Here is a 24327-nt window from a genome sequence, read left to right as displayed (position 1 = left end):
GAATTGGGATAATCCGGCCGTCTACGCATTATCCTCTCAACGCAGCAACCACCTCGTCCGGGATCGGCTTCGACTTGATCCGCGCCGGATCGTCGGGATGCTTGCCGACCCACACCCGCTTTTCTGTCGCCTCGATGGCGAGCTGATCGCCCTTCATCACCTTGTGCAGGATATCGAAGGACGAGCGGCCGAGTTCGGTGATGGTGGTGTCGATGCGGATCTCGTCGCCGAAGGCCGACGGGATCATGAACTTCGCCTGTGTGTCCACCATGGGAAAGCCAACGAAGTCGTATTTCGCGATGAGCTGGCTCTTCCTGAGGCCCGTCGCCTTGTGGAAGAGCCCGGCGGTACAGGCATCGAACATGCCGAAATAGCGCGGATACCAGACGATCCCCGCCGGATCGCAGTCCCCCCACTCGATCTGGATCACGCGGCTTGATTGAAGCATGAACGAAACCTCCCTGTCAGTTCAGCGGAGGGGTTTTAGCGCGGCACGTGGGGGAAGGCGAGGGGGAACGAAGCATTGCAGGACCCGGAGAAATATCGGCGACTAGTCACGGAAGACAGCTGCCCCAATTTCTCACAATTTTTGGTTAGGGCGTATCGAGAGAAATTGAACGAGCTTCGCGAGTCGCCCTTGATGTCAAGCGATTCGTGCCGTACCTTAATGAAGGCCCTGCCTTGTTCGAAGGCTCTAGTTCCACTAGGGAGTTTCATGTAGAACTTGGCGGGGTCATTTTTTCTTAACAAACTGAGATACGTACTCTCGATCAGCGGGCAAAAAGCACCAGTGTCTATATTGGTGGCTCCACCGATCAACACTTCCATTTTGATGTCCGGTTGAAATGCCGATATTAAAATTCGGATATATAATACGTATTCTGCGGTTTATCTCTTTATACACTCTCTCCTTTGCAATAGTTCTTTTTCCTCGAACTCTGGACCCTTCCGGCTTTATTTTATGTCTATCATTTAAACGGAACTGAATTGCACCAAGGATAATGTCTAACCCTTGAAGAATTACATGTTGTTTTGAATCTACATCTGCAATGTCGCTTTCAGAAATTGACCACCCCCGCTTTCGGAAGGGCGGAAAACGCTCGAGAGAATTCACATATCCTCGAAAGGCGTCGCAATTTTCTTTATTCTCAGGCAATTCGTCTAGCAACGTTATTAATTTAAGCCGATCTCCATAGAAATCATCGGCATACTGAAATCCAAATGCGTGCTTTATAAACTGATAGTATAGAAGGAAGTATCTATTTTCTTCGTGATAATCGCTCAAATTTCTGGCGCGATGTACGTTGTGCGTAAACATTATTCTAATTTTTATTCTTCCTGACTCTATTTGATCAAAAAATAAATTTATAAAACTAATATACTTATTAGAATACTGATCGGTTATCTTCGTCCACTTTAGTTCTCCAAGTAAATTTAGTTCGTCTCTTTTGTTTTGTAATACAAGCTCTACATCGTTCAGATCACTTGCGTTAACTAGAGCGCCACCGTAAAAATCCGAATAGTGCTTTCCGCTTTTAGTTGATTCATCGCAATAAAGAATGAACGTTGGGCGTGCCATGCGCAGATCTCTGTCAAAAATCACCCCTGCACTTTCATAGATTGAGGGGCGTGGGTCAACAAGGCCCCACCCCTCAATCCTAGCCCTTACTGTAGAGCTACTTCCAACTAATACTCACGCCACCAGGTTCCTGAGCACGTAGTGCAGGATCCCGCCGGCCTTGATGTAGTCGAGTTCGTCGACCGTATCGATCCGGCACAGCACCTCAATGGTCTTCTTTGCGCCGTCCTCGTACTCGACCTCGACCGGCATCATCTGGCGCGGCTTCAGGTCCGCCACGCCCTTGATGGAGACCTTTTCCTTGCCGGTGATGCCGTGCGACTGCCAGCTCTCGCCGTCCTTGAAGGTGAGCGGCAGCACGCCCATGCCGACGAGGTTGGAGCGGTGGATGCGCTCGAAGGACTGCGCGATGACCGCACGCACGCCCAGAAGGCGCGTGCCCTTGGCCGCCCAGTCGCGCGAGGAACCGGTGCCGTATTCCTTGCCGGCGAAGATGACGAGCGGCTGGCCTGCGTCGCGGTATTCCATCGCCGCGTCGTAGATCCACTTGCTCTCGCCGTCCTTCATCGTGACGCCGCCCTCGACGCCCGGAACCATCTGGTTCTTGATGCGGATGTTGGCGAACGTGCCGCGCATCATCACCTCGTGGTTGCCGCGCCGCGAGCCGTAGGAGTTGAAGTCCACCGGGCGCACCTGATGGTCGATCAGGTACTGGCCCGCCGGGCTTTCGGCCTTGATGGAGCCGGCCGGCGAGATGTGGTCGGTGGTGATGGAATCCAGGAACAGGCCCAGCACCGCCGCGTTCTCGACATCCTCGAGCGGCTTCGGCTCCATGGTCATGCCCTCGAAATACGGCGGGTTCTGCACGTAGGTCGAGGTCGCCGGCCAGTCGTAGGTGAGGCCGCCCTCGACCTTGATGCCCTGCCAGTGCTCGTCGCCCTTGAAGACGTCGCCGTAGCGCTCGCGGAACATCTCCTCGGTGATCGAGGTGCGGATGAGATCGGCGATTTCCTTGCTCGTCGGCCAGATGTCCTTGAGGAACACCGGCTTGCCGTCCTGGTCTTCGCCCAGCGGATCCCTGGCGAGATTGACGTTCAGCGAACCGGCGATGGCGTAGGCGACGACCAGCGGGGGCGATGCCAGATAGTTGGCGCGCACGTCCGGATTGACGCGGCCCTCGAAGTTGCGGTTGCCCGACAGCACCGAGCAGGCCACGAGGTCGTTGTCGTTGATCGACTGGGAGATTTCCTCCGGCAGCGGGCCGGAATTGCCGATGCAGGTGGTGCAGCCATAGCCGACGAGATCGAAGCCGAGCGCGTCGAGATCCTTCTGCAGGTCGGCCTTCTTGAGATACTCGGTCACGACCTGGGAACCGGGCGCAAGCGAGGTCTTCACCCACGGCTTCACCTTCAGGCCCTTGGCGAGCGCGTTGCGGGCCACGAGGCCTGCACCGATCAGCACGGACGGGTTGGAGGTGTTGGTGCACGAGGTGATCGCGGCGATCACCACGTCGCCGTGGCCGATATCGTGGTTGCGGCCGGGAACGGCAAAGCGCTTGCCGAGCTCGTCCGCCTTCTTGAATTCCTCTTCCATGACCTTGGCGAAGCCTTCGGGCGCTACGTCGAGGGCGACGCGGTCCTGCGGGCGCTTCGGGCCGGCGATGGAGGGAACGACGGAGGAGAGATCGAGCTGCAGCGTGTCGGTGAAGACCGGCTCGGAATGGGTGTCGCGGAACATTCCCTGCGCCCGCGCATAGGCTTCCACCAGCGCGACGCGGTCGTTGGCGCGGCCCGTGGAAGTCAGATATTCCAGCGTATCGCCGTCGACAGGGAAGAAGCCGCAGGTGGCGCCATATTCCGGGGCCATGTTGGCAATCGTCGCCGCGTCTTCCAGCGACAGGTTGTCGAGGCCGGGGCCGTAGAATTCCACGAACTTGCCGACAACGCCCTTCTTGCGCAGCATTTCCACGACGGTCAGCACCAGGTCGGTGGCGGTCACGCCTTCGGAAAGCTCGCCGTCGAGACGGAAGCCGATGACCTCCGGGATCAGCATGGAGATCGGCTGGCCGAGCATCGCGGCCTCCGCCTCGATACCACCCACGCCCCAGCCGAGAACGGCGAGGCCGTTGACCATGGTCGTGTGGCTGTCGGTGCCCACCAGCGTATCGGGATAGGCGATGGTCTCGCCGTCCTCGTCCTTGGTCCAGACCGTCTGGGCGAGGTATTCGAGGTTCACCTGATGGCAGATGCCGGTTCCCGGCGGCACGGCGCGGAAGTTGTCGAAGGCCGACTGGCCCCAGCGCAGGAACTCGTAGCGCTCGCCGTTGCGCTCGTATTCGCGCTCAACGTTCTGCGTGAAGGCGGCGGTGGTGCCGAAATAGTCAACCATCACCGAGTGGTCGATGACGAGATCGACGGGCACCAGCGGGTTGACCTTCTTCGGGTCGCCACCGAGCTTGGTCGCCGCATCGCGCATCGCCGCCAGATCGACGACGGCGGGAACGCCGGTGAAGTCCTGCATCAGCACGCGCGCCGGGCGGTAGGCGATCTCGTGCGAGGACTTGCGTGTCCCAAGCCAGCCGGCGATCGCGCGGATGTCGTCGGCGGTCACCGTACGCCCGTCTTCGAAGCGCAGCAGGTTCTCCAGGAGCACCTTCAGCGAGAACGGCAGCTTGGAGATCCCCTCGAGGCCGTTGGCCTCCGCATCGGGCAGCGAGAAGTAGGTGTAGGTCTTGTCGCCGACGGAAAGCGTCTTGCGACATTTGAAGGTGTCGAGCGATTTTGTCACGGCTGGCGATCCCCTTTCATTCAAGGGCGCCCCGCCATTCGCCGACGGCGGCACGCCCTGTTGGCGGCCCGGTTCGTGCCAGGCCGGCGTCAGGCAGGCATTCGAGCGTCGATCCGGCGGCAAGGACCGCGGAGATCGAGACGTCGCGTCGAACCCGATCCGTTGATCCCGATCCGATCTGATCCCTTGCGATCTGACGGGATCGGGGTCGCTACGGTCCGGCGAGCCCGGACGGAACCTCGTTCGTCCCCGACCGCCGCCCTCTTCGCGCAAAACCGGTCATGACCGCGCTCGTCATAGCGAATCTTGCGGTGCGGCACCAGTGCGCTAACGCGGACGGTGGCCACATTTGCCGCCGTTTCGACACCCCGGCTTCGAGCTCGCTCGCGCGTTTTATATACAATGGTATACAAAAGTCATCCCCCAATTGCTAAGGGCGTGAATTCCGCCCCCGGTCAGGAACTGGTGGGATCCGTCGCCTCATCGCAGACAATAGAAAGGATCTGGCCGCACCACGCTGTTCCAATTATTATTATGACAGTGAAGGAGCGTAGCTGTTCAACACAGATTACATCTGTTCACACCACACAGTTAGTGCAAGCGGACCATCACTTTTTACATCTGTTTATGTATAATATCGTTCTTGTCTGGGTGGATTTGTGATCTAAAATTATGCCAAGACCGAGACTACTACGGATTATATTCTTAATAATTTAGCAATTAGGGAATAAAAATTGCTTTTATCCGATCGCTAATTCGTCGGTATGGGCTGTCATTTTCTTCAATATACTTCGAATAATTCGTGTGAGGGCGACTGAAAATACGGTTCTTTAAGATTTGCTCGACATAAAGATATTCAAAATTGGAGGGGAAGACCCTATTCCTGGAGTCTGTTGCGTTGTTAAAGAACGTCTCGATCGTCCGTAAAGTTCTTGCGGTTGTCGCCGTCATGGGCCTTTCCGCCGCCGGAATCGCCTGGGTTTCCTACTCCAACCTGAACGAGCTGACGCGCACATTCGACGAGGTCGGCGCCACCGAGCGTGCAGCGCGCGAGGCCATGGACCTGCGCATCGACATCATCGCGATCAGTCGAATGACGTACCAGCTCGCACAGTCGGTGAAGTCGCCGCAGGAATTCCGTGACGAGAACAAGCGGCGGGCCGAGGAGATGCTCGGTCGGCTGCCAAAATTGCGCGCCGCCGCCGATGCGGAACAAATCGGCCAGCTCGAAACGATCGAAGCGTCGCTGAGGGCCTATTTCGCCAAGATCGGCGCGATGATCGATGTCGTCGAGCGATCGCCCGGCGATACGGCCGCGATCTCGTCCGCCCTCGACGCGGCGCTTCAAGGTCAGGGAGACGTGACGAATACCGTCAAGGTCTACAGCACGTATACCGCAAAGACGATGAACGCCGAACGCCAAGCGGCGACCACGGAAGCACAGACGGCGGCGAACACCCTCGTGGCCACGGCCATCTTCGCAATTCTCTTCGGCGTCGGCTTCGGCGGCTGGGTCGCCCGGTTCGGCATTGCCAGGCCCATTACCGGCGTTGTCCATCTGCTCAAGGGCCTGGCCGAAGGCCACACGGACATGGAAATCGCCGGAGCGGAACGGGCCGACGAGGTTGGCGCGCTTGCCAAGGCCGCCGGTTTCTTCCGCGCGCAATCTTTGGAAAACGCCCGGATGGCGGCCGAAAACGAGGCGCAGAAAGCGCGCGCGGAAGCCGAGCAGAAACAGATGCTGCACAAGCTGGCCGACGATTTCGAGATGGCTGTCGGCGGGATCGTGCAGACCCTTTCGGCCGCCGCCTCACAGATGAAGAGTTCCGCCAGAACCATGTCGGAAAACGCGAACAAGACCTTCAGCCAGTCGAGCGCGGTCGCCACCGCCTCTCAGCAGGCCTCCAGCAACGTGCAGACGGTTGCCGCCGCCACCGAGGAACTCACCGCCTCCGTGCAGGAAATCGCCACACAGGTCAGCGATTCCAGCCGGATCTCCAGCAGGGCCGTCGTCGATGCCGACACCGCCGCATCGAAGGTGCATGGGTTGTCGAATGCGGCCCAGAGGATCGGCGACATCATCGAGCTTATCAGCGGTATCGCCGCCCAGACCAATCTGCTGGCGCTCAATGCGACGATCGAGGCAGCGCGGGCAGGCGAGGCCGGAAAGGGCTTCGCCGTCGTGGCAGCGGAGGTCAAGCAACTCGCCGACCAGACCGCCAAGGCCACGGAAGAAATCGCCGCCCAGGTGAACGAGATCCAGGGGTCCACCGCGGACTCCGCGACCGCCATCAACGCCATCACGGAAACCATCCGTCAGATCAGCGAAATCTCCACCGCCATCTCCGGCGCCGTGGAGGAACAATCCGCCGCAACGCAGGAAATCGCCCGCAACGTCCAGCAGGCATCGACCGGCACATCGGACGTCTCCTCCGCGATCGAGACGGTCACCCATGTCGCGCAGGGCTCCAGCGATACAGCCAACGACGTGCTCTCCGCTTCCGACGAGCTGTCGCAACAGGCAGAAAACCTGAAGACGGAGCTCGACCGCTTCCTCGGCACGATCCGCGCCGCCTGACGTCCGACGCGAGACGTCGGCGCCCCCACGCCCCGCGCAATCGCGTCGCGCCAACCACCGTGCGGCCTCCGCCGCGTTTGTCGAGAGACCGATTTCGGCTTGCCGGCCATCGCCAGCCGCCAGTCCGCTCGATCGCCCGCGACGCTCCCGATCGTCATTCTGCCTTGATTGCGAGCACGAAACCGGCCTAAGTGCCGGCGCGACCGAACGGGATTGGGGGCTTTTCTCTTGAAGCTGATCGCGGAAGATCTCGCCTGCGAACGCGGCGGCCGCCGTGTCTTCGACCATCTCATCTTCGATGTGTCCGCCGGCGAAGCGCTGATCGTCACCGGCCCGAACGGCGTCGGCAAATCGAGCCTTCTGCGCGTTCTGGCCGGGCTCGTACCCGCCACCTCCGGTACGCTGACGCTGGAAGGTGGCGAGGTCGAACTCAGCCTCGCCAGCCAATGCCACTATTTCGGCCATGCCGATGCGCTCAAGCCGCCGCTCACCGTGGCCGAGAACCTCGCCTTCTGGCGCAGCTACAACGGCAAACCGGCAGCGAGTGTGGATGATGCGCTTGAAGAGGTTGGCCTCGAATTCATCACGCACCTGCCTGCCGGTTATCTGTCGGCCGGCCAGCGCCGCCGCCTCGCGCTGGCGCGCCTTCTCGTTTCCTGGCGTCCGGTCTGGCTGCTCGATGAACCAACCTCGGCGCTCGATGCGGCATCGGAAGCGAAGCTCCTCGAGCTCATGCACGCGCATCTTGCAAAGGGCGGGCTGATCGTCGCCGCCACCCATCAGGACCTGCCCGTCTCTCCCGCGCGCCATCTGCGCTTCGAAGCCGCGGAGGCCGCCGCATGAGCACGCTCGGCTCCCTCTTCGTCCGCGAGATGCGGCTCGCGATCCGCGTCGGCGGCGGCGCCTGGATGGGCGTCCTGTTCTTTCTGTGCGTGATCGTGGTGGTGCCCTTCGGCATCGGACCCGACCTGAATCTCCTGTCGCGCATCGGTCCGGCGATCCTGTGGATTGGCGCCCTGCTCGCATCGCTGCTGGGTCTCGACCGGCTCTTCCAGGCCGACCGCGATGACGGCTCGCTCGATCTGCTGCTGATGGGCGATACGCCGCTGGAACTGGTCGTCCTCACCAAATGCCTTGCCCACTGGGCGGCCAGCGGCCTGCCTCTGGTGATTTCGGCTCCGGTATTTTCGCTGTTTCTCAACATGGATCCGCTCGCCACGGCGGCGCTCACGGCCACGCTTGTGGCCGGCACCCCGGCGCTTACGCTCATCGGCGGCATCGGCGCCGCCCTCACTGTGTCGTTGCGTCGCGGCGGGCTGCTGCTCGCCATCCTCGTGCTACCACTTACGATCCCCGTCCTGATCTTCGGCGTCAGCGCCGCGAACGCCGCGCTCGACTATTCCTTGCCCTTTGCCACCCCTTTCGCGATCCTGTGCGCGCTGACGCTGATCTCCGCTGTCGTCGGCCCGTTTGCGGCCGCCGCAGCGCTCAGATTCTCGTCGGATTGATCAACCTCATGGCGCTGTTTCGCACATCGCCGCATTGATGCCGCAACGTTGCGGGATTAGAACAATTCCATGGCACTCATCGATCTGGCTAACCCGACCCGTTTCCTGCGTCTGACCGACCGGCTTCTGCCGTGGCTCGTCGGCGCGACCGTCGTCACGATGGTGGCGGGGCTCTATCTCTCGCTCTACGCCTCGCCCGAGGACTACCAGCAGGGCGCGACGGTCCGGATCATGTACATCCACGTGCCCTTCGCGTGGCTGGCGATGTTCGCCTACACCGTGATGGCGCTTGCCTCGCTCGGCACACTCGTGTGGAAGCATCCGCTCTCCGACGTCTCGGCAAAGGCGGCGGCGCCCATTGGTGCTGCCTTCACGTTCCTGTGCCTGGTCACCGGTTCGCTGTGGGGCAAGCCGATGTGGGGCACATGGTGGGTGTGGGATGCCCGGCTCACTTCGGTGCTGGTGCTGTTCATCATGTATCTCGGCATCATCGCCCTGTGGCGCACGATCGAGGACCCGATCCGGGCCGGCAAGGCGGTCGCGGTCCTCACGCTGGTCGGCTATCTCAACGTCCCGATCATCAAGTTTTCAGTCGACTGGTGGAACACCCTGCACCAGCCGGCCTCGATCATGCGCATGGATGGCCCCTCCATGCCGCCGTCCATGCTGGTGCCGCTGCTGGTCATGGCGCTGGCCTTCACGTTTCTGTTCATGACCCTGCATTTCATGACGATGCGCAGCGAGATCCTGCGCCGGCGCATCCGCACCATGCGCCAGAGGGAAGCCTCGGGCGCCGCCGGCGTGGCAACCGCAACCACCGGCGCACGGCCCGGCCCCGCCCATTCCGATACCAAGCCCGCGGAGGCGCATTCCTGATGCTGCCCGATCTCGGCAACCATGCCGGCTTCATCATCGCCTCCTACGCGGTCTCGCTCGTGGTCATCGCGACGCTGATCGCCTGGATCCGCTACGACTACGCCCGCCAGAAATCCGTGCTGGCCGAACTGGAGGCGCGCGGCCTGCGTCGCCGTTCCGCCGCCCAGCCCCCCCGAAAAGGCACTCCGACAGGCGCCCCCACAGGCTCGAAAGCATGACCGACACCCCGTCGAGCAACGACAAGAACGCAGCTGCCGGGAAGGGAGCCGCGCCGGAGACGCCGCGCCGCCGCTTTCCCGTACTCGTTCTGCTGCCGTTGCTGATTTTCGCCGGCCTCGCCGCCCTGTTTCTCATCCAGTTGACCATCGGACGCGCACCGAACGAGATCCCGTCAGCGCTGATCAACCGGCCCGCGCCTGAGTTCGAACTGGCGCCGCTCAAAGGGCTCACCGCCAATGGCAAGCAGGTTCCGGGCTTTTCGACCGCGGACCTCATCGACGGCAACGGCGTGGGCCCCGACCTCGCGAACAAGGTGACGATCGTCAGCATCTTCGCGTCCTGGTGCGTTCCATGCCGCGAGGAACATCCGGTTCTGGAAACGCTGGCGGAGCGGCCGGACATCCGACTTGTCGGCATCAACTACAAGGACAAGGCGGAAAACGCCCTGCGTTTTCTCGGCGCGCTCGGCAATCCGTACGATGCCGTCGGTGTGGACGATAAGGGACGCGCCGCGATCGACTGGGGCGTCTATGGCGTGCCTGAGACCTTCGTCGTCGATCGCACCGGCCGCATCCGCTACAAGTTCATCGGCCCCCTGTCGCCCAAATCGTTGCGCGACGTGCTCGTTCCCAAGATCGAAGCCGCCCTTGCGGAAAAATGAGCGTCGCGCAACAGATTGCGCCGCCCTTCCCGTGTCGCCCGGGTGTCACCCCAACGTGACTTCCCATTGAACGGGGCCGCGACTAAGGTCGCCGCGCATTACCGATCGCGTTTTGCGTGATCGCGACCACGATGCCCGCCCCCACCTGCTGGCGGCGACATCTCAGGAACGGGACAAAGGATGCCGGGATGGACCAATCCGTTGAGCGCGAACATGCGCGCTTGGAGCGCCAGGGGCTTGCCCGCGCTCGGCGTACTGACATTTGGCCTTCTGCTTGCCGGGCCTGCGGCGGCCAATCCCAAGGCTGTCCTGGAACTGTTCACCAGCCAGGGGTGCTCATCCTGTCCGCCGGCTGACGAGCTCTTTGGCAAGCTCGCCCAGGATCGCGATCTTGTCGTGCTCTCCCTGCCCGTCAACTACTGGGACTATCTCGGTTGGAAAGACACGCTTGCCAGCCCCGACAACAGCGCGCGCCAGCGCGCCTATGCCGATATGCGCGGCGACCGCGCTGTCTACACCCCGCAGGCCGTCATAAACGGCCGCCGCCACGCGGTCGGGTCCGACAAGCGCGCAATTTCCATCGCGATCGAGAATTCCGCAGGACTGCCGGTCGACGTCACCGCGCACATGAGCGACGAGGCGTTGACGATCTCGGTCGGGCCCGGCAAGACGCCCGGCATGATGGCGACCGTCTGGATCGTGCTGTTCGACCGGGCCCGCGAAGTCCGCATCAAGCGCGGCGAAAACCACGGCCACACGATCACCTATCACAACGTCGTGCGCCGCATGCAGGCGATCGGCATGTGGAAGGGCAAGGCGGCATCCTATGAGATGCCGCGCGGCGAACTGGCCAAGGCCGGCTCCCAGGGCTGTGCCGTGCTGGTCCAGGGAGAAGACAAGGAGGGGCGTCCCGGCCCCATCGTCGGTGCCACCTATCTCGGCCACGATCTCGACAAGGTGACCGCGCGCTAGAACGTTTCACGGCTTGACGGAAGCGGATTGGCGCTGTGGTCTGGCAACATCCTCCCTCCCCCTCAAGGGGGGAGACGGGTGCCAGACGCTTGCGGCTCGTCATCCATCCGCTTCCGTCGAGCCATGAAACGATCCGGAACGCGGCGCGGGGACACCGCACAGGTAAAGCCGCACCGGCGGTCAGGCGGGAATGACCGGCTCCTTCGCTACCCCAGCCGCGCTTCCCATTCGAAGGCCTGCTCCAGCCGGTCGTTGCCCCAGAAGAGTTCGCCGTCGGAGGTCACGAAACTTGGGGAGCCGAAGAGGCCCAGCCGATCTGCCTCCGCACCCTGCGCTTTCAATGCCGCCTTCACGTCCTCGCTCCCGGCCCTTGCCAGAAGCGTATCGGCATCAAGGCCGAGTTCCATCAGAATACCGGCCAGCAATTCGGGCCGCGAGATATCGCGCCCCTCACCGAATTCCGCCTGATAGACAGCGCGCGTGAACGCCGGCGCCCATCCCTCCTCGCGTCCCGAAAACGCAAGCCGCGCCGCCAGAAGACTGTTTTGCGGAAAAATGTCGGGGCGCAACAGTGGCAGGCCGTAGAGATCGCACTGGCGCTCCATGTCGCGCCACATGTAGATTCCCTTCAAGGGATAGACTTCGAAGGGCGAGGAATTCCAGCCCTGCCGCTTGAAGATCGGCCCCAGCAGAAACGGCCGCCAGTCGACATCGATACCGCGCGAGCGGCTTTCCGCCTCAATGCGCATGGCGGTGAGATAGCTGTAGGTGGAGGCGAATTCGTACCAGAAGGCCAGTGCCATAGGGGATCTCCCATCGATGTCGCACGGACTATTCCATCCTCCGCCGGCCCGGTCCAGAGTCAGCCTCTTGCGTCCGGCTTCGAAGATGGATTGACTGAGGGCGATTCCTCCTCAAGAGCGCCAGGACAAACATGGCCGAGACCCCGCCGAAAAGCCGACTATGGACCCTTGCCGGCATGCTTTACCGGGGCGCGCGCCACGCGCTGCGCGCCGGCTGGCGTCATCCGCTGCCCGGGCTTTTGTGGGCGAGCGCACTCGTCTCCGCCTTCTTCCTTCTCTTTCCCGGCGTCGATCTGTGGGTTTCCGGTCTCTACCATCATGCCGACCTCGGCGGGTTCCCCGCCGAGCAAGACGCCTTTCTGCGGCGTTTGCGTGGCCTTGGGCCCCTGCTCGTCTGGGTGATCGCGCTTGGTTCCGGTCTTGTCATTTTTCTCAAGCTCGTGCTGCCGGAACGCCCGCCCCTCGTGCCCCTGCGTGGACCGCTCTTCCTGCTGATCACGCTGGCGCTCGGCCCGGGCCTTATGGCCAATGGCATCCTGAAGGCGACGTCCGGCCGGCCGCGGCCGCGCAACGTGGAGCTTTTTGGCGGCGACCTGCCCTATGTGCCGGTCTGGCGGTTTACGGACTATTGCCAGTCGAACTGCTCGTTCGTTTCAGGCGAAGGATCGTCCGGCGCATGGCTGGTGGCGTTCGCGCTGGCGCTGCCGCTCACCTGGCGCCGGCCCGCAGCCTTTGTCGCCGTCGCGATCGGCGCCATGGTGTCGCTCAACCGCGTTGCCTTCGGCGGCCATTTCCTGTCCGACACCCTCCTTGCCTGGTGCCTGAACGGGCTGTTGATCGCCCTGTTCTACCGGCTTTTCTATCAGCGCACCCCGGCATGGCTCACGGATACCGCGCTAGAGAGCGGCTTCACGCGCCTGGGCTACTGGCTGAAGGACAGCCTCGACGATTTCCTCTTCCGCCTGCGCCAGGAATGGCGCGCGTGGCGCAATCACACCTGAAAAACAAGACGAACAAGAATATGCACAGCTCTTTCCGGAGGTTCATCCCGTGCTCGTACGCGACGTTTGTATCGTCGGCGGCGCCGCCGTCGGCCTGTCTATTGCCCATTTCCTCAAGCGCGATCTGAAATTCGACGGCACCGTCACCGTCGTCGAGAAGGATCCCGCCTATACCCGCGCCGCTACGACGCTCTCCGCCGCCTCCATCCGCCAGCAATTCTCGACCCCGGAAAATGTCCGCCTGTCTCTGTTCGGCCGCGACTTCTTCCGAACCTTGAAGAATCGTTTCGGCGCGGATGCCGATATCGGCTTCTCCGAAGGCGGTTATCTGGTGCTCGCCGGAGATGACGGCCGGCATATCCTGTCGGAAAACCATGCCGTTCAGACGGCCGAAGGTGCAGACATCGCCCTTGATGCACCGCACGATCTCCTGAAACGGTTTCCCTGGCTCAATCTCGACGGCATCGCCGCCGGAGCATGGGGCAGATCGGGCGAGGGCTGGTTCGACGCTCACCTGCTGCTGGCGCTGCTGAAAACCGCCTGCCGGGAGGATGGCGTCGAGATCATCACCGATACGGTCACCAGCCTTGTTTGCGATCGCGATCGCATCTCCCATGCCGGGCTTGCCTCGGGCGAGACGATCGCCTGCGGCCTTCTCGTCAATGCGGCCGGCCCTGCCGCCGGAGACCTCGCGGCGCTGGCCGGTCGTCCGTTGCCCGTGGAGCCGCGCAAACGATCCGTCTTCACCTTCCGCTGCAAGTCCGAGGTGCCGGGTCTGCCGTTGATGGTGGATACGTCCGGCGTCTACGTCCGTCCTGAGGGGGCGACCTTCATCTGCGGCGTGTCACCGGCCGAAGGCGCCGACACGCGTGCCGACGACAACGACTTCGACCCCGACTGGCCTCTTTTCGAGGAAATCATCTGGCCGGCGCTCGCCCATCGCGTACCGGCCTTCGAGGAGATCCGTCCCGGTCCGGCCTGGGCCGGACACTACGACTACAACACGCTCGACCAGAACGCGATCGTCGGGCCGGATACGGAAATCTCGAACCTGATATACGCCAATGGCTTTTCGGGTCACGGTCTGCAGCAGGCACCCGGTGTCGGCCGCGCGGTCGCCGAACTGATCGCGCTGGGACGCTTTGAGCACCTCAATCTCTCGATCTTCGGCTATCAGCGCGTTGCGCAAGGACGACCTGTGTTTGAAAAGGTCGTGATCTGAGAAAAAGTCGTGATCTGAAGGGGGACGCCACCCCGGACACAACCGCACCAGACGACCCGAGCGGCAGGGGTGGGTCCGCGACGGCCCACCCCGCACGATATCACGCCTTTTCCGACAGATTCTTCTCGATCTGGTCGACACTGTGGCCGGTCAGCGTCTTGTCGATCTCGGCCGAAATGCAGGCGACGACGTCGCCGTGCAGCACCTTGCGCAGCGCGCCGAGCGTCGGCGGCGGGGCGACCAGAACGAGATCGCGATATTTCTTCGCCTGAACCGCCTTGTAGAGCGCCTCGGCGAGGGTCTTCGCGAAGCGCTCTTTTTCGATGATGTGCCAGTCGGTGTACTCCATCGAACTGGAGTGGGGACCGAGCGCGTCCGTCTGACGGCCGGGCGCATCGGTCGCCTGCTCCCGGTTCGGTGGGTTCTCGTGTTCGAGAACCTGAATCACCTTCAGGTTCGGCGCAAACGGTTCTCCCTCGTTTCGCAAGAACAGCGCTTTCTCGCCGTCTCCCACGAGAACCCATGCGTTGTGAGCTATTCGGATACCACCCATCAAGTCGCTCCCTGGGACAAGTTCTGCGGGCAGGATCCGGTCCTGCCCTTAGGAAAGTTTACGAGGACACCTGCTGGAAAGATACAGCCGCGCCCTACATTTCCGGTTCTACCCGGTATGCCCGGCACCAACTCGGCAAAGTGGAGGAAAGATCCATGCCTTCTGAAAACGGACTGCTGAGCCCGCAGGAACGCGACGCCGCGCTCACCCGGCTCGACGGCTGGTCAGCGAGCGGGGAGCGCGACGCCATCACCAAGAGCTTTCGCTTCGCGGACTTCTCCGAGAGCTTCGGCTTCATGGCCCGCGTGGCGCTTGTGGCGGAAAAGGCCGACCATCATCCCGAATGGTTCAACGTCTACAACAAGGTCGACGTAACGCTTTCCACCCACGAGGCGGGCGGCGTGACCCACAAGGACATCGCACTCGCCGAGGCGATGGAGGCGATCGCCGCCACCGTTTAGGGCGTGGCGCGCGGAGCACGCCGCCCGGCGGCTGGAATTCGTTCCGGTCTCATTTATGAGCCCGTTTCCGGGCCCATTCCCTTGCGGATGACGAAGCGCAGGGCTTCGCCCGTCGTATCGCATTCTTCCAGCACATGGCCGTGTTCCCGACAGAAATGCGGTATGTCGATGCGCGCCAGCGGATCGCTCGCAAGCACCGAGATGCGAGCACCGAATATAAGCGGGCGCAACGCCTTGGCGGTGCGCAGAACAGGCATCGGGCAGTTCAGACCGCGCAGGTCCAGCTCTGTCGGCACATCGCCGGCGGTCGCGTCATGCGGAACCGCGTCGGCATCGGCATTGGTCTCGGGAAGGCGGTCTTGCGTGCTCATGCGGCGACAAAAGCATGTCCGACGCGGCGCGAAAAGGCTAAAACCGAACCATCGACAAAGGCCGTTCAAGGAGGAGCCCGTGACGACGACCCCTGCCGATCCGTTCGACATTCTCGATTTCTGGTGGAAAGCGGGTGCGACAAAATGGTTCACCCGGGATGCCGAATTCGACGCCGAGATTCATGAGCGCTTTCACGAGATGCACGCCATAGCGGCCCAGGGCGGCTTCGACGGCTGGAGCGAGACCCCGCACGGGGCACTCGCCCTCATCATCGTTCTCGACCAGTTTTCGCGCAATCTACACCGCGAGGACGCACATGCCTTCGCAAACGACGCGAAGGCGCTGGAAATCGCACGATCCTGCATCGCCCGCGGCTTCCATCGCGCCTTCCCGAGCGAGGCCCGAACCTTCTTCTTCCTGCCCTTCGAGCACGCAGAGGAGATCGCGGCCCAGCAAACAAGCGTCGACCTCTTCCGCCAGCACGGAAACGAGCAAACCTATCTTTACGCTCTGATTCACCTGGACGTCATCCGGCGCTTCGGACGTTTCCCGCATAGGAACCGGGCTCTCGGCCGGACCACCTCCCCCGAAGAGCAGAGCTATCTCGACACAGGTGGCTTTTCGTCATAATAGGCTATGTATATCCATACGGGGCGTCTTCCTATAGCTTCACCGTGGTACCTTAGGTAAGGTTTACCCACAGGTTGACGCTACGCGATATCTGATTGCGTCAAAAGGTCGTCATTTTCCAGGCATTCCGACTTGTTTTTTCCGCGGAAACAGAGTGCAATCGCCGGCCTGAATACCGCAGAATTCCCGCGCTCTAGACCTTCGAGTGACGGAATATTTTTCCGGTATATTCAGTAGAGAGGAACAATCATGTTTATGAAGAAGACGATGCGGTTCGGGGCCATCGCCTCCGTCGCGATGCTTCTGGCCGCACCGGCCGTTGCCAAGACCCTGGTCTATTGCTCCGAGGGCAGCCCTGAAGGCTTCGACCCGGCGCTCTACACTGCGGGCACCACGTTCGATGCCTCCGGGCGCGCGGTCTACAACCGGCTTGTGGAATTCAAGCACGGCTCGACCGAGACCGAGCCGGGCCTCGCGGAGAGCTGGGACATCTCCGACGACGGTACCGTTTACACCTTCCATCTGCGCAAGGGCGTGAAGTTCCAGACGACTGACTTCTTCACCCCGACGCGCGATTTCAACGCCGACGACGTCATTTTCTCCTTCGAGCGCCAGGCCGCCAAGAAGGGCCCGTGGTTCGATTATTCGAACGGCTCGTGGGAATATTTCAACGGCATGTCCATGCCGGACCTGATCAAGAATATCGAGAAGGTCGACGACTACACGGTCAAGTTCGTCCTGACCCGTCCCGAAGCGCCGATGATCGCCAACCTGGCGATGGATTTCGCCTCGATCATCTCGAAGGAATATGCCGACAAGCTCGTGGCCGACGGCCATCCGGAGCTTTTGAACCAGCAACCGCTGGGCACCGGCCCGTTCCAGTTCGTCGCCTACCAGAAGGATGCGGTCATCCGCTACAAGGCGAACCCGGACTACTGGAAGGGCAAGGAAAAGCTCGACAATCTCGTCTTCGCCATCACGCCCGATGCGTCCGTGCGCTACGAGAAGCTGAAGGCCGGCGAATGCCAGATCATGCCGTATCCGAACCCGGCCGACATCAAGGCCATGAAGTCGGATGACAAGATCAACCTGATGGAAAAGGCCGGCCTGAACGTCGGCTATATGGCCTACAACACGCAGCAGGCGCCCTTCGACAATCCGAAGGTCCGCAAGGCGCTGAACATGGCCATGAACAAGAAGGCCATCATCGACGCCGTCTTCCAGGGCGCCGGCCAGGTCGCCAAGAACCCGATCCCGCCCACCATGTGGTCCTACAATGACGCGGTGAAGGACGACCCGTACGATCCGGAAGCGGCCAAGAAGATGTTGGAAGAAGCCGGCGTCAAGGATCTTTCCATGAAGGTCTGGGCGATGCCGGTGCAGCGTCCCTACAACCCGAACGCCCGGCGCATGGCCGAAATGATCCAGTCCGATTTCGCCAAGGTCGGCGTCAAGGTCGAGATCGTGTCCTATGAATGGGGCGAATACCTGAAGCGGTCCTCCGACGTTAAGCGCGATGGTGCGGCTCTGCTGGGCTGGACCGGCGACAACGGCGACCCGGACAACTTCCTGGCGGTTCTGCTGGGGTGCGACGGTGTTGGGGGTTCCAACCGTTCACAGTGGTGCTACAAGCCCTTCGACGATCTGATCTACAAGGCCAAGATCACTTCCGACAAGGCGGAGCGCACCAAGCTCTATGAAGAGGCGCAGGTCGTCTTCAAGGAGCAGGCGCCGTGGGCGACCATTGCTCACTCGACGGTGTTCATGCCCGTTGCCAAGAACGTGACCGGCTTCGTGCAGGACCCGCTGGGCTACCACCGCTTCGACGACGTCGACCTCAAGTAGGCAATTCCGACGGAATTGACACATTGATCCCGGCCGTGCATGCGGCCGGGATTTCCCGTGCCTGAAAGGCAGCGGTGGCGACCCACAGGTTTATCGGTACCTCATGCTTCGTCTGATCCTCAACAAGATCGGTCTGCTGATCCCGACGTTCATCGGCGTGACCATCATTTCCTTCCTGTTCATTCGGCTCCTGCCCGGTGATCCGGTCCTGCTGCTCGCCGGCGAGCGCGGCATCACCGGAGACCGCTACGCCGACCTCATGCACCAATTCGGCTTCGACCAGCCGCTGTGGCGCCAATACCTCGACTATCTCGTCGGGATCCTGCATGGCGACCTTGGCACGTCGATCTCCACGCGCAGGCCGGTGATCAGCGAGTTCTTCACGCTGTTCCCCGCGACGATGGAACTGTCGCTGTGCGCCATCTTCTTCGCGGTCGTCGTCGGGCTTCCCGCCGGCGTCATCGCGGCGCTCTATCGCGGCAAGACCCCCGACCACGCGGTGATGACCACGGCGCTCGTCGGCTATTCGATGCCGATCTTCTGGTGGGGCCTGCTGCTGATCATCCTGTTCTCCGGCATTCTCGGCTGGACACCCGTCTCCGGCCGGATATCGCTGCTCTACTATTTCCCCTCCGTGACCGGCTTCATGCTGATCGACAGCCTGCTTTCGGGCCAGGCCGGGGCGTTTGAATCAGCCGTCAGCCATCTGATCCTGCCGACAATCGTGCTCGGCACCATTCCGCTGGCGGTAATCGCGCGCCAAACGCGCTCCGCCATGCTGGAGGTGCTCGACGAAGACTATGTGCGCACCGCGCGGGCCAAGGGCCTGGCGCCCTTCCGCGTCATCGGCCTGCACGCGCTCAGAAACGCGCTCATCCCCGTGATCACCACGATCGGCCTGCAGATCGGCGTGCTGTTCGCCGGTGCCATCCTGACCGAGACGATCTTTTCCTGGCCGGGCATTGGCAAATGGATGATCGATTCGATCTTCCGTCGCGACTATCCCGCCGTGCAAGGCGGCCTCCTGCTGATCGCGATCATCGTCATGTTGGTCAACCTGCTGGTCGATGTGACCTACGGTCTGATCAACCCCAAGATTCGCCACACGAGGTAAGCCATGTCGGAAACGACTCTCGCCTCCTCCGGGCCGACGCGCGCCACGGGCCGCCTCGCGCTTCTCAAGGAGTTCTGGCAGTATTTCGCCACCAACCGCGGCGCGGTTGCGGGACTGTTCTTCTTTGTCGCCATCATCCTCATCGCGCTCTTCGCGAACGTGATCGCGCCGCATACGGCCACCGATCAGTACCGCGATGCGTTGCTGGTGCCGCCAGCCTGGACGAGCGGCGGCGACGCGCGCTTCCTGCTTGGCACCGACGCGGTCGGCCGTGACATCCTTTCGCGCCTGATCTACGGCTCGCGCTACTCGTTGTTCATCGGCTGCGTGGTGGTCTCCATCGCGCTCGTCGTCGGCATCTGTCTCGGCCTGCTCGCCGGCGCCATGCGCGGATGGGTCGACACCATCATCATGCGCGTCATGGACATCATCCTGTCCTTCCCCAGCCTGTTGCTGGCGTTGGTGCTGGTCGCCATTCTCGGCCCTTCGCTCACCAACGCGATGATCGCCATCGCGATCGTGCAGCAGCCTCATTACGTCCGCCTCACCCGCGCGGCCGTCATGAGCGAGATGTCGCGCGACTACGTCACGGCGGCGCGCGTTGCGGGCGTGAAGGGCATGCGCCTGATGCTGGTGACCGTGCTGCCGAACTGCATGGCACCACTGATCGTCCAGGCGGCCCTTTCGTTTTCCACCGCGATCCTCGATGCCGCGGCGCTGGGCTTCCTCGGCGTCGGCGCCCAGCCGCCCACTCCCGAATGGGGGACGATGCTCGCCGAGGCCCGCGAATTCATTCTGCGCGCCTGGTGGGTGGTGACCTTCCCCGGTCTCGCCATCCTCTTCACCGTGCTCGCCATCAACCTGTTCGGCGACGGCCTGCGCGACGCGCTCGATCCCAAGCTGAAGAGGTCGTGACCATGTCCCTCCTCGAATTCACAAATCTCTCCGTCGAGTTCGAGACGCTGAACGGCGGCTTCCGCGCCGTCGACAACGTCTCGCTCACAGTCGATCCGGGCGAGGTCGTCGCCATCGTCGGCGAGTCCGGTTCCGGCAAGTCCGTGTCCATGCTGGCGGTGATGGGGCTGCTGCCCTGGACCGCGAAGGTGACCGCCGACCGGCTCACCTTTCAGGGCCGCGACATGCTCTCGATGCGGCCGAAGGAGAAGCGCAAGATCATCGGCAAGGACATCTCGATGATCTTCCAGGAGCCGACAACGAGCCTCAATCCGTGCTTCACGGTCGGCTACCAGATCATCGAAACGCTGAAGAAGCACACCGATCTCTCCCGTGCCGAGCGCAAGAACCGGGCGATCGAGCTTCTCCGCCTCGTCGGCATTCCGGCACCGGAGCGGCGCGTCACCGCCTTCCCGCACCAGCTTTCCGGCGGCATGAACCAGCGTGTGATGATCGCCATGGCGATCGCCTGCGATCCCAAGCTGCTGATCGCCGACGAGCCGACCACCGCTCTTGACGTCACCATCCAGGCCCAGATCCTCGAACTCCTCATCAAGATCAAGGAGGAGAACGACATGGGGCTGGTGCTGATTACCCACGACATGGGCGTGGTGGCGGAAACAGCCGACCGGGTCATTGTGCAATATGCCGGTCAGCAGGTCGAGCAGCAGGACGTCAAGGGCCTGTTCCGCGATCCGCACCACCCCTATACGGCCGCGCTTCTGGCAGCCCTGCCCGAGCGCGCCACAGGCGATCAGCTGCCCTCCATTCCCGGCGTCGTACCGGGTCAGTTCGATCGCCCCGCCGGCTGCCTCTTCTCGCCGCGTTGCTCCTTTGTCTTCGATCGCTGCCACAAGGAGCAGCCGACCCAGGCGGGCAAGGAGCTGGGATGCGCCCTGTGCCACACGCCGCTCGTCGCCGGCAAGCCGCAGAACGAGGCCGCATGATGGTTGAGACCGACATGAATTCACAAGCGAAGGCGGACCGGAAGGCCGGCGAGACCGTCCTGGTCGCCGACGATATCAAGCGTCACTACGAGATCCCGCAAGGCGCCTTCGGCAAGCCGCGCATCCTGAAGGCCGTCGACGGTGCGAGTTTCACGCTGCAACGCGGCCAGACGCTGGCGGTAGTGGGCGAATCCGGTTGCGGCAAGTCCACTCTGGCGCGCGTCGTCACGATGATCGAGCCGGCATCGGGCGGATCGCTGCGGATCGGCAAGACCGACGTCGTCAACGCCTCACGCTCCCAGCTCGCAGCATTGCGCTCAAAGGTCCAGATCGTCTTCCAGAACCCTTACGGCTCGCTCAATCCGCGTCAGAAGATCGGCGCCGCTCTGGAGGAGCCGCTGCTGGTCAACACCAATCTGTCGAAGAAGCAGCGCGAGGCAAAGGCACGGGCGATGATGGCCGAGGTCGGCCTCAGGCCCGAACACTACGACCGCTATCCGCACATGTTCTCCGGTGGCCAGCGCCAGCGCATCGCCATCGCCCGCGCGCTGATGCTGGACCCCTCGATCCTGGTCCTCGACGAGCCGACCTCGGCGCTCGACGTCTCCATCCAGGCGCAGGTGCTGAACCTGCTGCGCGACATTCAGAAGCGCTACAACCTTGCCTATCTCTTCATTTCCCATGACCTTTCGGTGGTGCGTTACATCGCCGACGAGGTCATGGTGATGTATCTCGGCCACCCGGTGGAGCAGGGCTCGCGCGACGCGATCTTCGCAAGCCCGCAGCACCCCTACACCAAGGCGCTGCTGTCGGCGACGCCGGTCGCCGATCCGGAAGGAAAGCGTGAGCGCATCGTGCTGACGGGCGAACTTCCCTCGCCCATCGCTCCACCGCCGGGCTGCACCTTCCACCCGCGCTGCCCCATGGCGGCCGACATCTGCAAGCGCCTCGTCCCGCCCGTTCAGCGGGTTTGCGGCACCACCAGCTGGTGTCATCGGCCATGGGAAGCCGAGACGGAATCGGCCGCCTGAAGGCCGTTTTGAATCATTTTAATTTTTTCGTTGAATTTCCATTGAAGATGGTTCGAATTTGACCGTTGTGCAAATGCGATGCGAGACCTCTCTCGCATCGCATTTGTGCATGCGTCCGGCCCTCGCCTTTTCCTGACCGTTCCGCGCCTGCCAACGCAAAACGCCGACCCGCCCCCCTCGCGGGCAGCCCCCTCCCCCTCTACGACACGATTCCGCCGGCAGGTCCGTGCCGCTGAGTATCCGCGCGCGAAATAATTCGTTAAATGATTTCGCGTAGCAGATTTTAGTACAACTGATGATTTTCTCTCGTTATCAGTTTCTCCCTTTCGTATTCCCACTTCACAATACATATATCCGTAATTTTACGAAGTAAAAATTACGAAATACATGTCTGTGCCAATGGGAAACGTGAGGTCATGCTGCCCCCCCTGTACCGTATGGGATGAACGAAAAATGCGCCTCACGTTGAAAGCCGCACTCCTCGGGATTGTCGGAACGCTGCTGCTGCTGATGGCTGGCCAAGGATGGATCGCGCTGAGCAATCTGGCCACGATCAATAAGAATGTCGAGAACGAGGCCACCAACTGGGTGCCCAGCATCGATGTCGTGAACAAGATCAACACCAATACCTCCGACCTCCGTCTGGCCGAGGCGGCCCACATCATGTCCACGAACAAGGCCGAAATGGACAGGGCGGAAAGCGATTTCGCGGCGGTAAAGAGAACCTTCGACGAGAACCGCGCAAAGTACGAGAAGCTGATCTCGTCCGATGAAGAGAAGGCGCACTACGAAGGGTTTTCCCGGATCTTCCGCGAATACATGGTGCAGCATGACAAGCTCATGTCGCTGTCGCGTCAAAACAAGAACGAAGAAGCGGCGACCCTGTTCAAGGGCGACCTGCGGAAACTTTACGACGAGTTCTCCAAGCAGCTGGAAGAAACAGTCGCGCTCAACAACAACGGCGCCGCAGCGGACTACGCGTCTGCGGTACGTTCCTATACATCCGCCCGGGCGATCACTCTGGGCTCGATCATATTCGGCTTGCTGATCGGCGCCGGCGCCATGGGCTTCACCATTTTCGGCGTCACCCGGCCGATCGAGGGCATCACCAACGCCATGCGTGCGATCAGTAGCGGCGCCCTGGAAACCGGTATCCCCTATGTCGGGAAACACAATGAAATCGGGGCGATGGCCACGGCCCTCGGCGTTTTCCGCGACGGGCTCGCTGAAACCGAACGCCTTCGCGCGGAGCAGGCCGAGACCGAAAAGCATGTCGCGGAACGGCGCAAGCACGAGATGAACCAGCTGGCCGACGAGTTCCAGGGCGCGGTCGGCGGCATCGTCGACACCGTTTCCTCCGCCGCTGGCGAACTGGAAAATGCGGCGGAAACGCTGACGGAGAACGCCGAGAACACCCAGCGGCTGGCCGGCACGGTGGCTGCGGCCTCCGAGCAGGCCTCGGCCAATGTGCAGTCGGTTGCCGGTGCGGCCGAGGAAATGACCGCCTCCACACAGGAGATCGGCCGGCAGGTGCAGGAATCGAACCGGATCGCCAAGGAGGCCGTGAGCCAGGCTGTTCAGACCGACGAACGCATCACTGAACTGCTGCGCGCCGCGGGCCGCATCGGCGACGTGGTCAAGCTGATCACCGACATCGCCGGGCAGACCAACCTCCTGGCACTGAACGCGACCATCGAGGCCGCCCGCGCCGGGGAGGCCGGCAAGGGCTTCGCGGTGGTTGCCGCCGAGGTCAAGCAGCTGGCCGAACAGACCGCGCGCGCCACGGAAGAGATCGAAACCCAGATCGCGGGCATGCAGTCGGCGACGAACCACTCGGCCTCCGCCATCAAGGCGATCGGCGAGACGATCTCGCGCATCGCCGAAATCTCCACCACCATCGCTTCCGCGGTGGAGGAACAGGGCACCGCCATGCACGAAATCGCCCGCAACATCCACGAAGCCTCGAGTGGCACACAGCAGGTGGCAAACAACATCACCGACGTCAATCGCGGCGCTTCGGAGACCGGTGCGACCTCAAGCCATGTGCTCTTCTCCGCCCAGTCGTTGACCCGGGAGAGCACCACGCTGCGCAGCGAGGTCGACCGCTTCCTGGCAACGGTGCGCGCCGCCTGAGCGGGACGCATCGCAGGCGCCCACGAGCGGCCGCCCCAAACCGGGGCGGCCGTTTCCTTTTGCCCCTCCCTTGCCCTTCCA

Annotated in this window: 23 protein-coding genes; 17 read left to right on the top strand and 6 right to left on the bottom strand. The window is 62.1% G+C overall.

Annotation, left to right across the window (positions count from 1 at the left end; translation table 11 throughout):
- Window positions 1–28 precede the first annotated feature (28 nt).
- From C8N35_RS07695 to acnA, 3 genes are all read right to left on the bottom strand, one after another.
- The gene (locus tag C8N35_RS07695) at window positions 29–448 is read right to left on the bottom strand and encodes an acyl-CoA thioesterase (protein WP_107988921.1); all 420 of its coding nucleotides are present in this window, start codon (window positions 446–448) and stop codon (window positions 29–31) included.
- A 285-nt stretch (window positions 449–733) separates the two neighbouring features.
- Complete coding sequence (locus C8N35_RS07690) at window positions 734–1579, bottom strand: DUF3800 domain-containing protein (protein WP_107989164.1); 846 nt, start codon at window positions 1577–1579, stop codon at window positions 734–736.
- Between the two features lie 114 nt (window positions 1580–1693).
- Complete coding sequence (gene acnA, locus C8N35_RS07685; RefSeq protein WP_107988920.1) at window positions 1694–4366, bottom strand: aconitate hydratase AcnA; 2673 nt, start codon at window positions 4364–4366, stop codon at window positions 1694–1696.
- Window positions 4367–5264: 898 nt separating this feature from the next.
- Here acnA and C8N35_RS07680 point away from each other — a divergent pair.
- The 7 genes from C8N35_RS07680 (at window position 5265) to C8N35_RS07650 (ending at window position 11180) form a co-directional block, all read left to right on the top strand.
- Window positions 5265–6944, top strand: a complete 1680-nt coding sequence (locus tag C8N35_RS07680; RefSeq protein ID WP_210203405.1) for a methyl-accepting chemotaxis protein — start codon at window positions 5265–5267, stop codon at window positions 6942–6944.
- A gap of 228 nt (window positions 6945–7172) precedes the next feature.
- Window positions 7173–7787, top strand: coding sequence for a heme ABC exporter ATP-binding protein CcmA (gene ccmA, locus C8N35_RS07675; protein WP_107989162.1), 615 nt, complete (start codon window positions 7173–7175; stop codon window positions 7785–7787).
- Window positions 7784–8452, top strand: a complete 669-nt coding sequence (ccmB, locus tag C8N35_RS07670) for a heme exporter protein CcmB (RefSeq protein WP_107988919.1) — start codon at window positions 7784–7786, stop codon at window positions 8450–8452. The genes ccmA and ccmB overlap by 4 nt, the downstream gene beginning before the upstream one ends.
- Before the next feature lie 69 nt (window positions 8453–8521).
- Window positions 8522–9328, top strand: coding sequence for a heme ABC transporter permease (locus C8N35_RS07665; protein ID WP_107988918.1), 807 nt, complete (start codon window positions 8522–8524; stop codon window positions 9326–9328).
- Window positions 9328–9546 carry a heme exporter protein CcmD gene (gene ccmD, locus C8N35_RS07660; protein WP_107988917.1) on the top strand — a complete coding sequence of 73 codons (219 nt, stop codon included), beginning with the start codon at window positions 9328–9330 and terminating at the stop codon, window positions 9544–9546. Before C8N35_RS07665 ends, ccmD begins: the two co-directional genes overlap by 1 nt.
- Window positions 9543–10208, top strand: a complete 666-nt coding sequence (locus tag C8N35_RS07655) for a DsbE family thiol:disulfide interchange protein (RefSeq protein ID WP_107988916.1) — start codon at window positions 9543–9545, stop codon at window positions 10206–10208. The genes ccmD and C8N35_RS07655 overlap by 4 nt, the downstream gene beginning before the upstream one ends.
- Before the next feature lie 213 nt (window positions 10209–10421).
- Window positions 10422–11180, top strand: coding sequence for a DUF1223 domain-containing protein (locus C8N35_RS07650; protein ID WP_107989161.1), 759 nt, complete (start codon window positions 10422–10424; stop codon window positions 11178–11180).
- 206 nt (window positions 11181–11386) lie between these two features.
- Here the strand turns inward: C8N35_RS07650 and C8N35_RS07645 are convergent, their stop codons facing one another.
- A complete protein-coding gene (locus tag C8N35_RS07645; RefSeq protein WP_107988915.1) occupies window positions 11387–11983 on the bottom strand; it encodes a 2-hydroxychromene-2-carboxylate isomerase in 597 nt (198 codons plus the stop codon).
- Between the two features lie 131 nt (window positions 11984–12114).
- Here C8N35_RS07645 and C8N35_RS07640 point away from each other — a divergent pair, with 131 nt between their 5' ends.
- On the top strand, window positions 12115–12984 hold the full coding sequence (locus C8N35_RS07640; protein ID WP_107988914.1) for a phosphatase PAP2 family protein: 870 nt from the start codon (window positions 12115–12117) through the stop codon (window positions 12982–12984).
- Window positions 12985–13033: 49 nt separating this feature from the next.
- Complete coding sequence (locus C8N35_RS07635; RefSeq protein ID WP_107988913.1) at window positions 13034–14206, top strand: NAD(P)/FAD-dependent oxidoreductase; 1173 nt, start codon at window positions 13034–13036, stop codon at window positions 14204–14206.
- A 100-nt stretch (window positions 14207–14306) separates the two neighbouring features.
- On the opposite strand, the gene C8N35_RS07630 is transcribed toward C8N35_RS07635, so the two are convergent.
- Entirely contained in the window at window positions 14307–14759 is a 453-nt protein-coding gene (locus tag C8N35_RS07630; RefSeq protein WP_107988912.1) for a host attachment family protein, read from the bottom strand.
- 155 nt (window positions 14760–14914) lie between these two features.
- On the opposite strand from C8N35_RS07630, the gene C8N35_RS07625 reads away from it, so the two are divergent.
- Entirely contained in the window at window positions 14915–15220 is a 306-nt protein-coding gene (locus tag C8N35_RS07625; protein ID WP_107988911.1) for a 4a-hydroxytetrahydrobiopterin dehydratase, read from the top strand.
- A gap of 53 nt (window positions 15221–15273) precedes the next feature.
- On the opposite strand, the gene C8N35_RS24180 is transcribed toward C8N35_RS07625, so the two are convergent.
- Complete coding sequence (locus C8N35_RS24180) at window positions 15274–15591, bottom strand: sulfurtransferase TusA family protein (protein ID WP_107988910.1); 318 nt, start codon at window positions 15589–15591, stop codon at window positions 15274–15276.
- A 79-nt stretch (window positions 15592–15670) separates the two neighbouring features.
- Here C8N35_RS24180 and C8N35_RS07615 point away from each other — a divergent pair, with 79 nt between their 5' ends.
- The 7 genes from C8N35_RS07615 (at window position 15671) to C8N35_RS07585 (ending at window position 24246) form a co-directional block, all read left to right on the top strand.
- Complete coding sequence (locus C8N35_RS07615) at window positions 15671–16222, top strand: DUF924 family protein (protein WP_245926691.1); 552 nt, start codon at window positions 15671–15673, stop codon at window positions 16220–16222.
- A 255-nt stretch (window positions 16223–16477) separates the two neighbouring features.
- Complete coding sequence (locus C8N35_RS07610; RefSeq protein ID WP_210203454.1) at window positions 16478–18067, top strand: ABC transporter substrate-binding protein; 1590 nt, start codon at window positions 16478–16480, stop codon at window positions 18065–18067.
- Between the two features lie 103 nt (window positions 18068–18170).
- On the top strand, window positions 18171–19181 hold the full coding sequence (locus tag C8N35_RS07605) for an ABC transporter permease subunit (protein ID WP_107988908.1): 1011 nt from the start codon (window positions 18171–18173) through the stop codon (window positions 19179–19181).
- Window positions 19182–19184: 3 nt separating this feature from the next.
- On the top strand, window positions 19185–20096 hold the full coding sequence (locus C8N35_RS07600; protein ID WP_107988907.1) for an ABC transporter permease subunit: 912 nt from the start codon (window positions 19185–19187) through the stop codon (window positions 20094–20096).
- Window positions 20097–20098: 2 nt separating this feature from the next.
- Entirely contained in the window at window positions 20099–21082 is a 984-nt protein-coding gene (locus tag C8N35_RS07595) for an ABC transporter ATP-binding protein (RefSeq protein WP_107988906.1), read from the top strand.
- Window positions 21079–22113 (top strand): dipeptide ABC transporter ATP-binding protein, encoded by a 1035-nt coding sequence (locus C8N35_RS07590; protein WP_281261769.1) that lies wholly within the window; start codon window positions 21079–21081, stop codon window positions 22111–22113. Before C8N35_RS07595 ends, C8N35_RS07590 begins: the two co-directional genes overlap by 4 nt.
- Before the next feature lie 453 nt (window positions 22114–22566).
- The gene (locus C8N35_RS07585; RefSeq protein WP_107988905.1) at window positions 22567–24246 is read left to right on the top strand and encodes a methyl-accepting chemotaxis protein; all 1680 of its coding nucleotides are present in this window, start codon (window positions 22567–22569) and stop codon (window positions 24244–24246) included.
- Window positions 24247–24327: the final 81 nt, after the last annotated feature.

The sequence above is a fragment of the Breoghania corrubedonensis genome (genome assembly GCF_003053845.1).
GTDB lineage: Bacteria > Pseudomonadota > Alphaproteobacteria > Rhizobiales > Stappiaceae > Breoghania > Breoghania corrubedonensis.
Note: the sequence above shows the minus strand (reverse complement) of the source record. Positions and strands in the feature narration are given on the sequence as shown.

Coding starts and splice junctions, on each gene's coding strand:
- C8N35_RS07690 (WP_107989164.1), bottom strand. CDS start 1,579: ATGGCACGCCCAACGTTCATTCTTTATTGCGATGAATCAACTAAAAGC.
- ccmD (WP_107988917.1), top strand. CDS start 9,328: ATGCTGCCCGATCTCGGCAACCATGCCGGCTTCATCATCGCCTCCTAC.
- C8N35_RS07695 (WP_107988921.1), bottom strand. CDS start 448: ATGCTTCAATCAAGCCGCGTGATCCAGATCGAGTGGGGGGACTGCGAT.
- C8N35_RS07625 (WP_107988911.1), top strand. CDS start 14,915: ATGCCTTCTGAAAACGGACTGCTGAGCCCGCAGGAACGCGACGCCGCG.
- C8N35_RS07650 (WP_107989161.1), top strand. CDS start 10,422: ATGCGCGCTTGGAGCGCCAGGGGCTTGCCCGCGCTCGGCGTACTGACA.
- C8N35_RS07590 (WP_281261769.1), top strand. CDS start 21,079: ATGATGGTTGAGACCGACATGAATTCACAAGCGAAGGCGGACCGGAAG.
- C8N35_RS24180 (WP_107988910.1), bottom strand. CDS start 15,591: ATGAGCACGCAAGACCGCCTTCCCGAGACCAATGCCGATGCCGACGCG.
- C8N35_RS07605 (WP_107988908.1), top strand. CDS start 18,171: ATGCTTCGTCTGATCCTCAACAAGATCGGTCTGCTGATCCCGACGTTC.
- C8N35_RS07640 (WP_107988914.1), top strand. CDS start 12,115: ATGGCCGAGACCCCGCCGAAAAGCCGACTATGGACCCTTGCCGGCATG.
- C8N35_RS07585 (WP_107988905.1), top strand. CDS start 22,567: ATGCGCCTCACGTTGAAAGCCGCACTCCTCGGGATTGTCGGAACGCTG.
- ccmB (WP_107988919.1), top strand. CDS start 7,784: ATGAGCACGCTCGGCTCCCTCTTCGTCCGCGAGATGCGGCTCGCGATC.
- C8N35_RS07610 (WP_210203454.1), top strand. CDS start 16,478: ATGAAGAAGACGATGCGGTTCGGGGCCATCGCCTCCGTCGCGATGCTT.
- C8N35_RS07600 (WP_107988907.1), top strand. CDS start 19,185: ATGTCGGAAACGACTCTCGCCTCCTCCGGGCCGACGCGCGCCACGGGC.
- C8N35_RS07665 (WP_107988918.1), top strand. CDS start 8,522: ATGGCACTCATCGATCTGGCTAACCCGACCCGTTTCCTGCGTCTGACC.
- C8N35_RS07645 (WP_107988915.1), bottom strand. CDS start 11,983: ATGGCACTGGCCTTCTGGTACGAATTCGCCTCCACCTACAGCTATCTC.
- C8N35_RS07655 (WP_107988916.1), top strand. CDS start 9,543: ATGACCGACACCCCGTCGAGCAACGACAAGAACGCAGCTGCCGGGAAG.
- C8N35_RS07595 (WP_107988906.1), top strand. CDS start 20,099: ATGTCCCTCCTCGAATTCACAAATCTCTCCGTCGAGTTCGAGACGCTG.
- C8N35_RS07630 (WP_107988912.1), bottom strand. CDS start 14,759: ATGGGTGGTATCCGAATAGCTCACAACGCATGGGTTCTCGTGGGAGAC.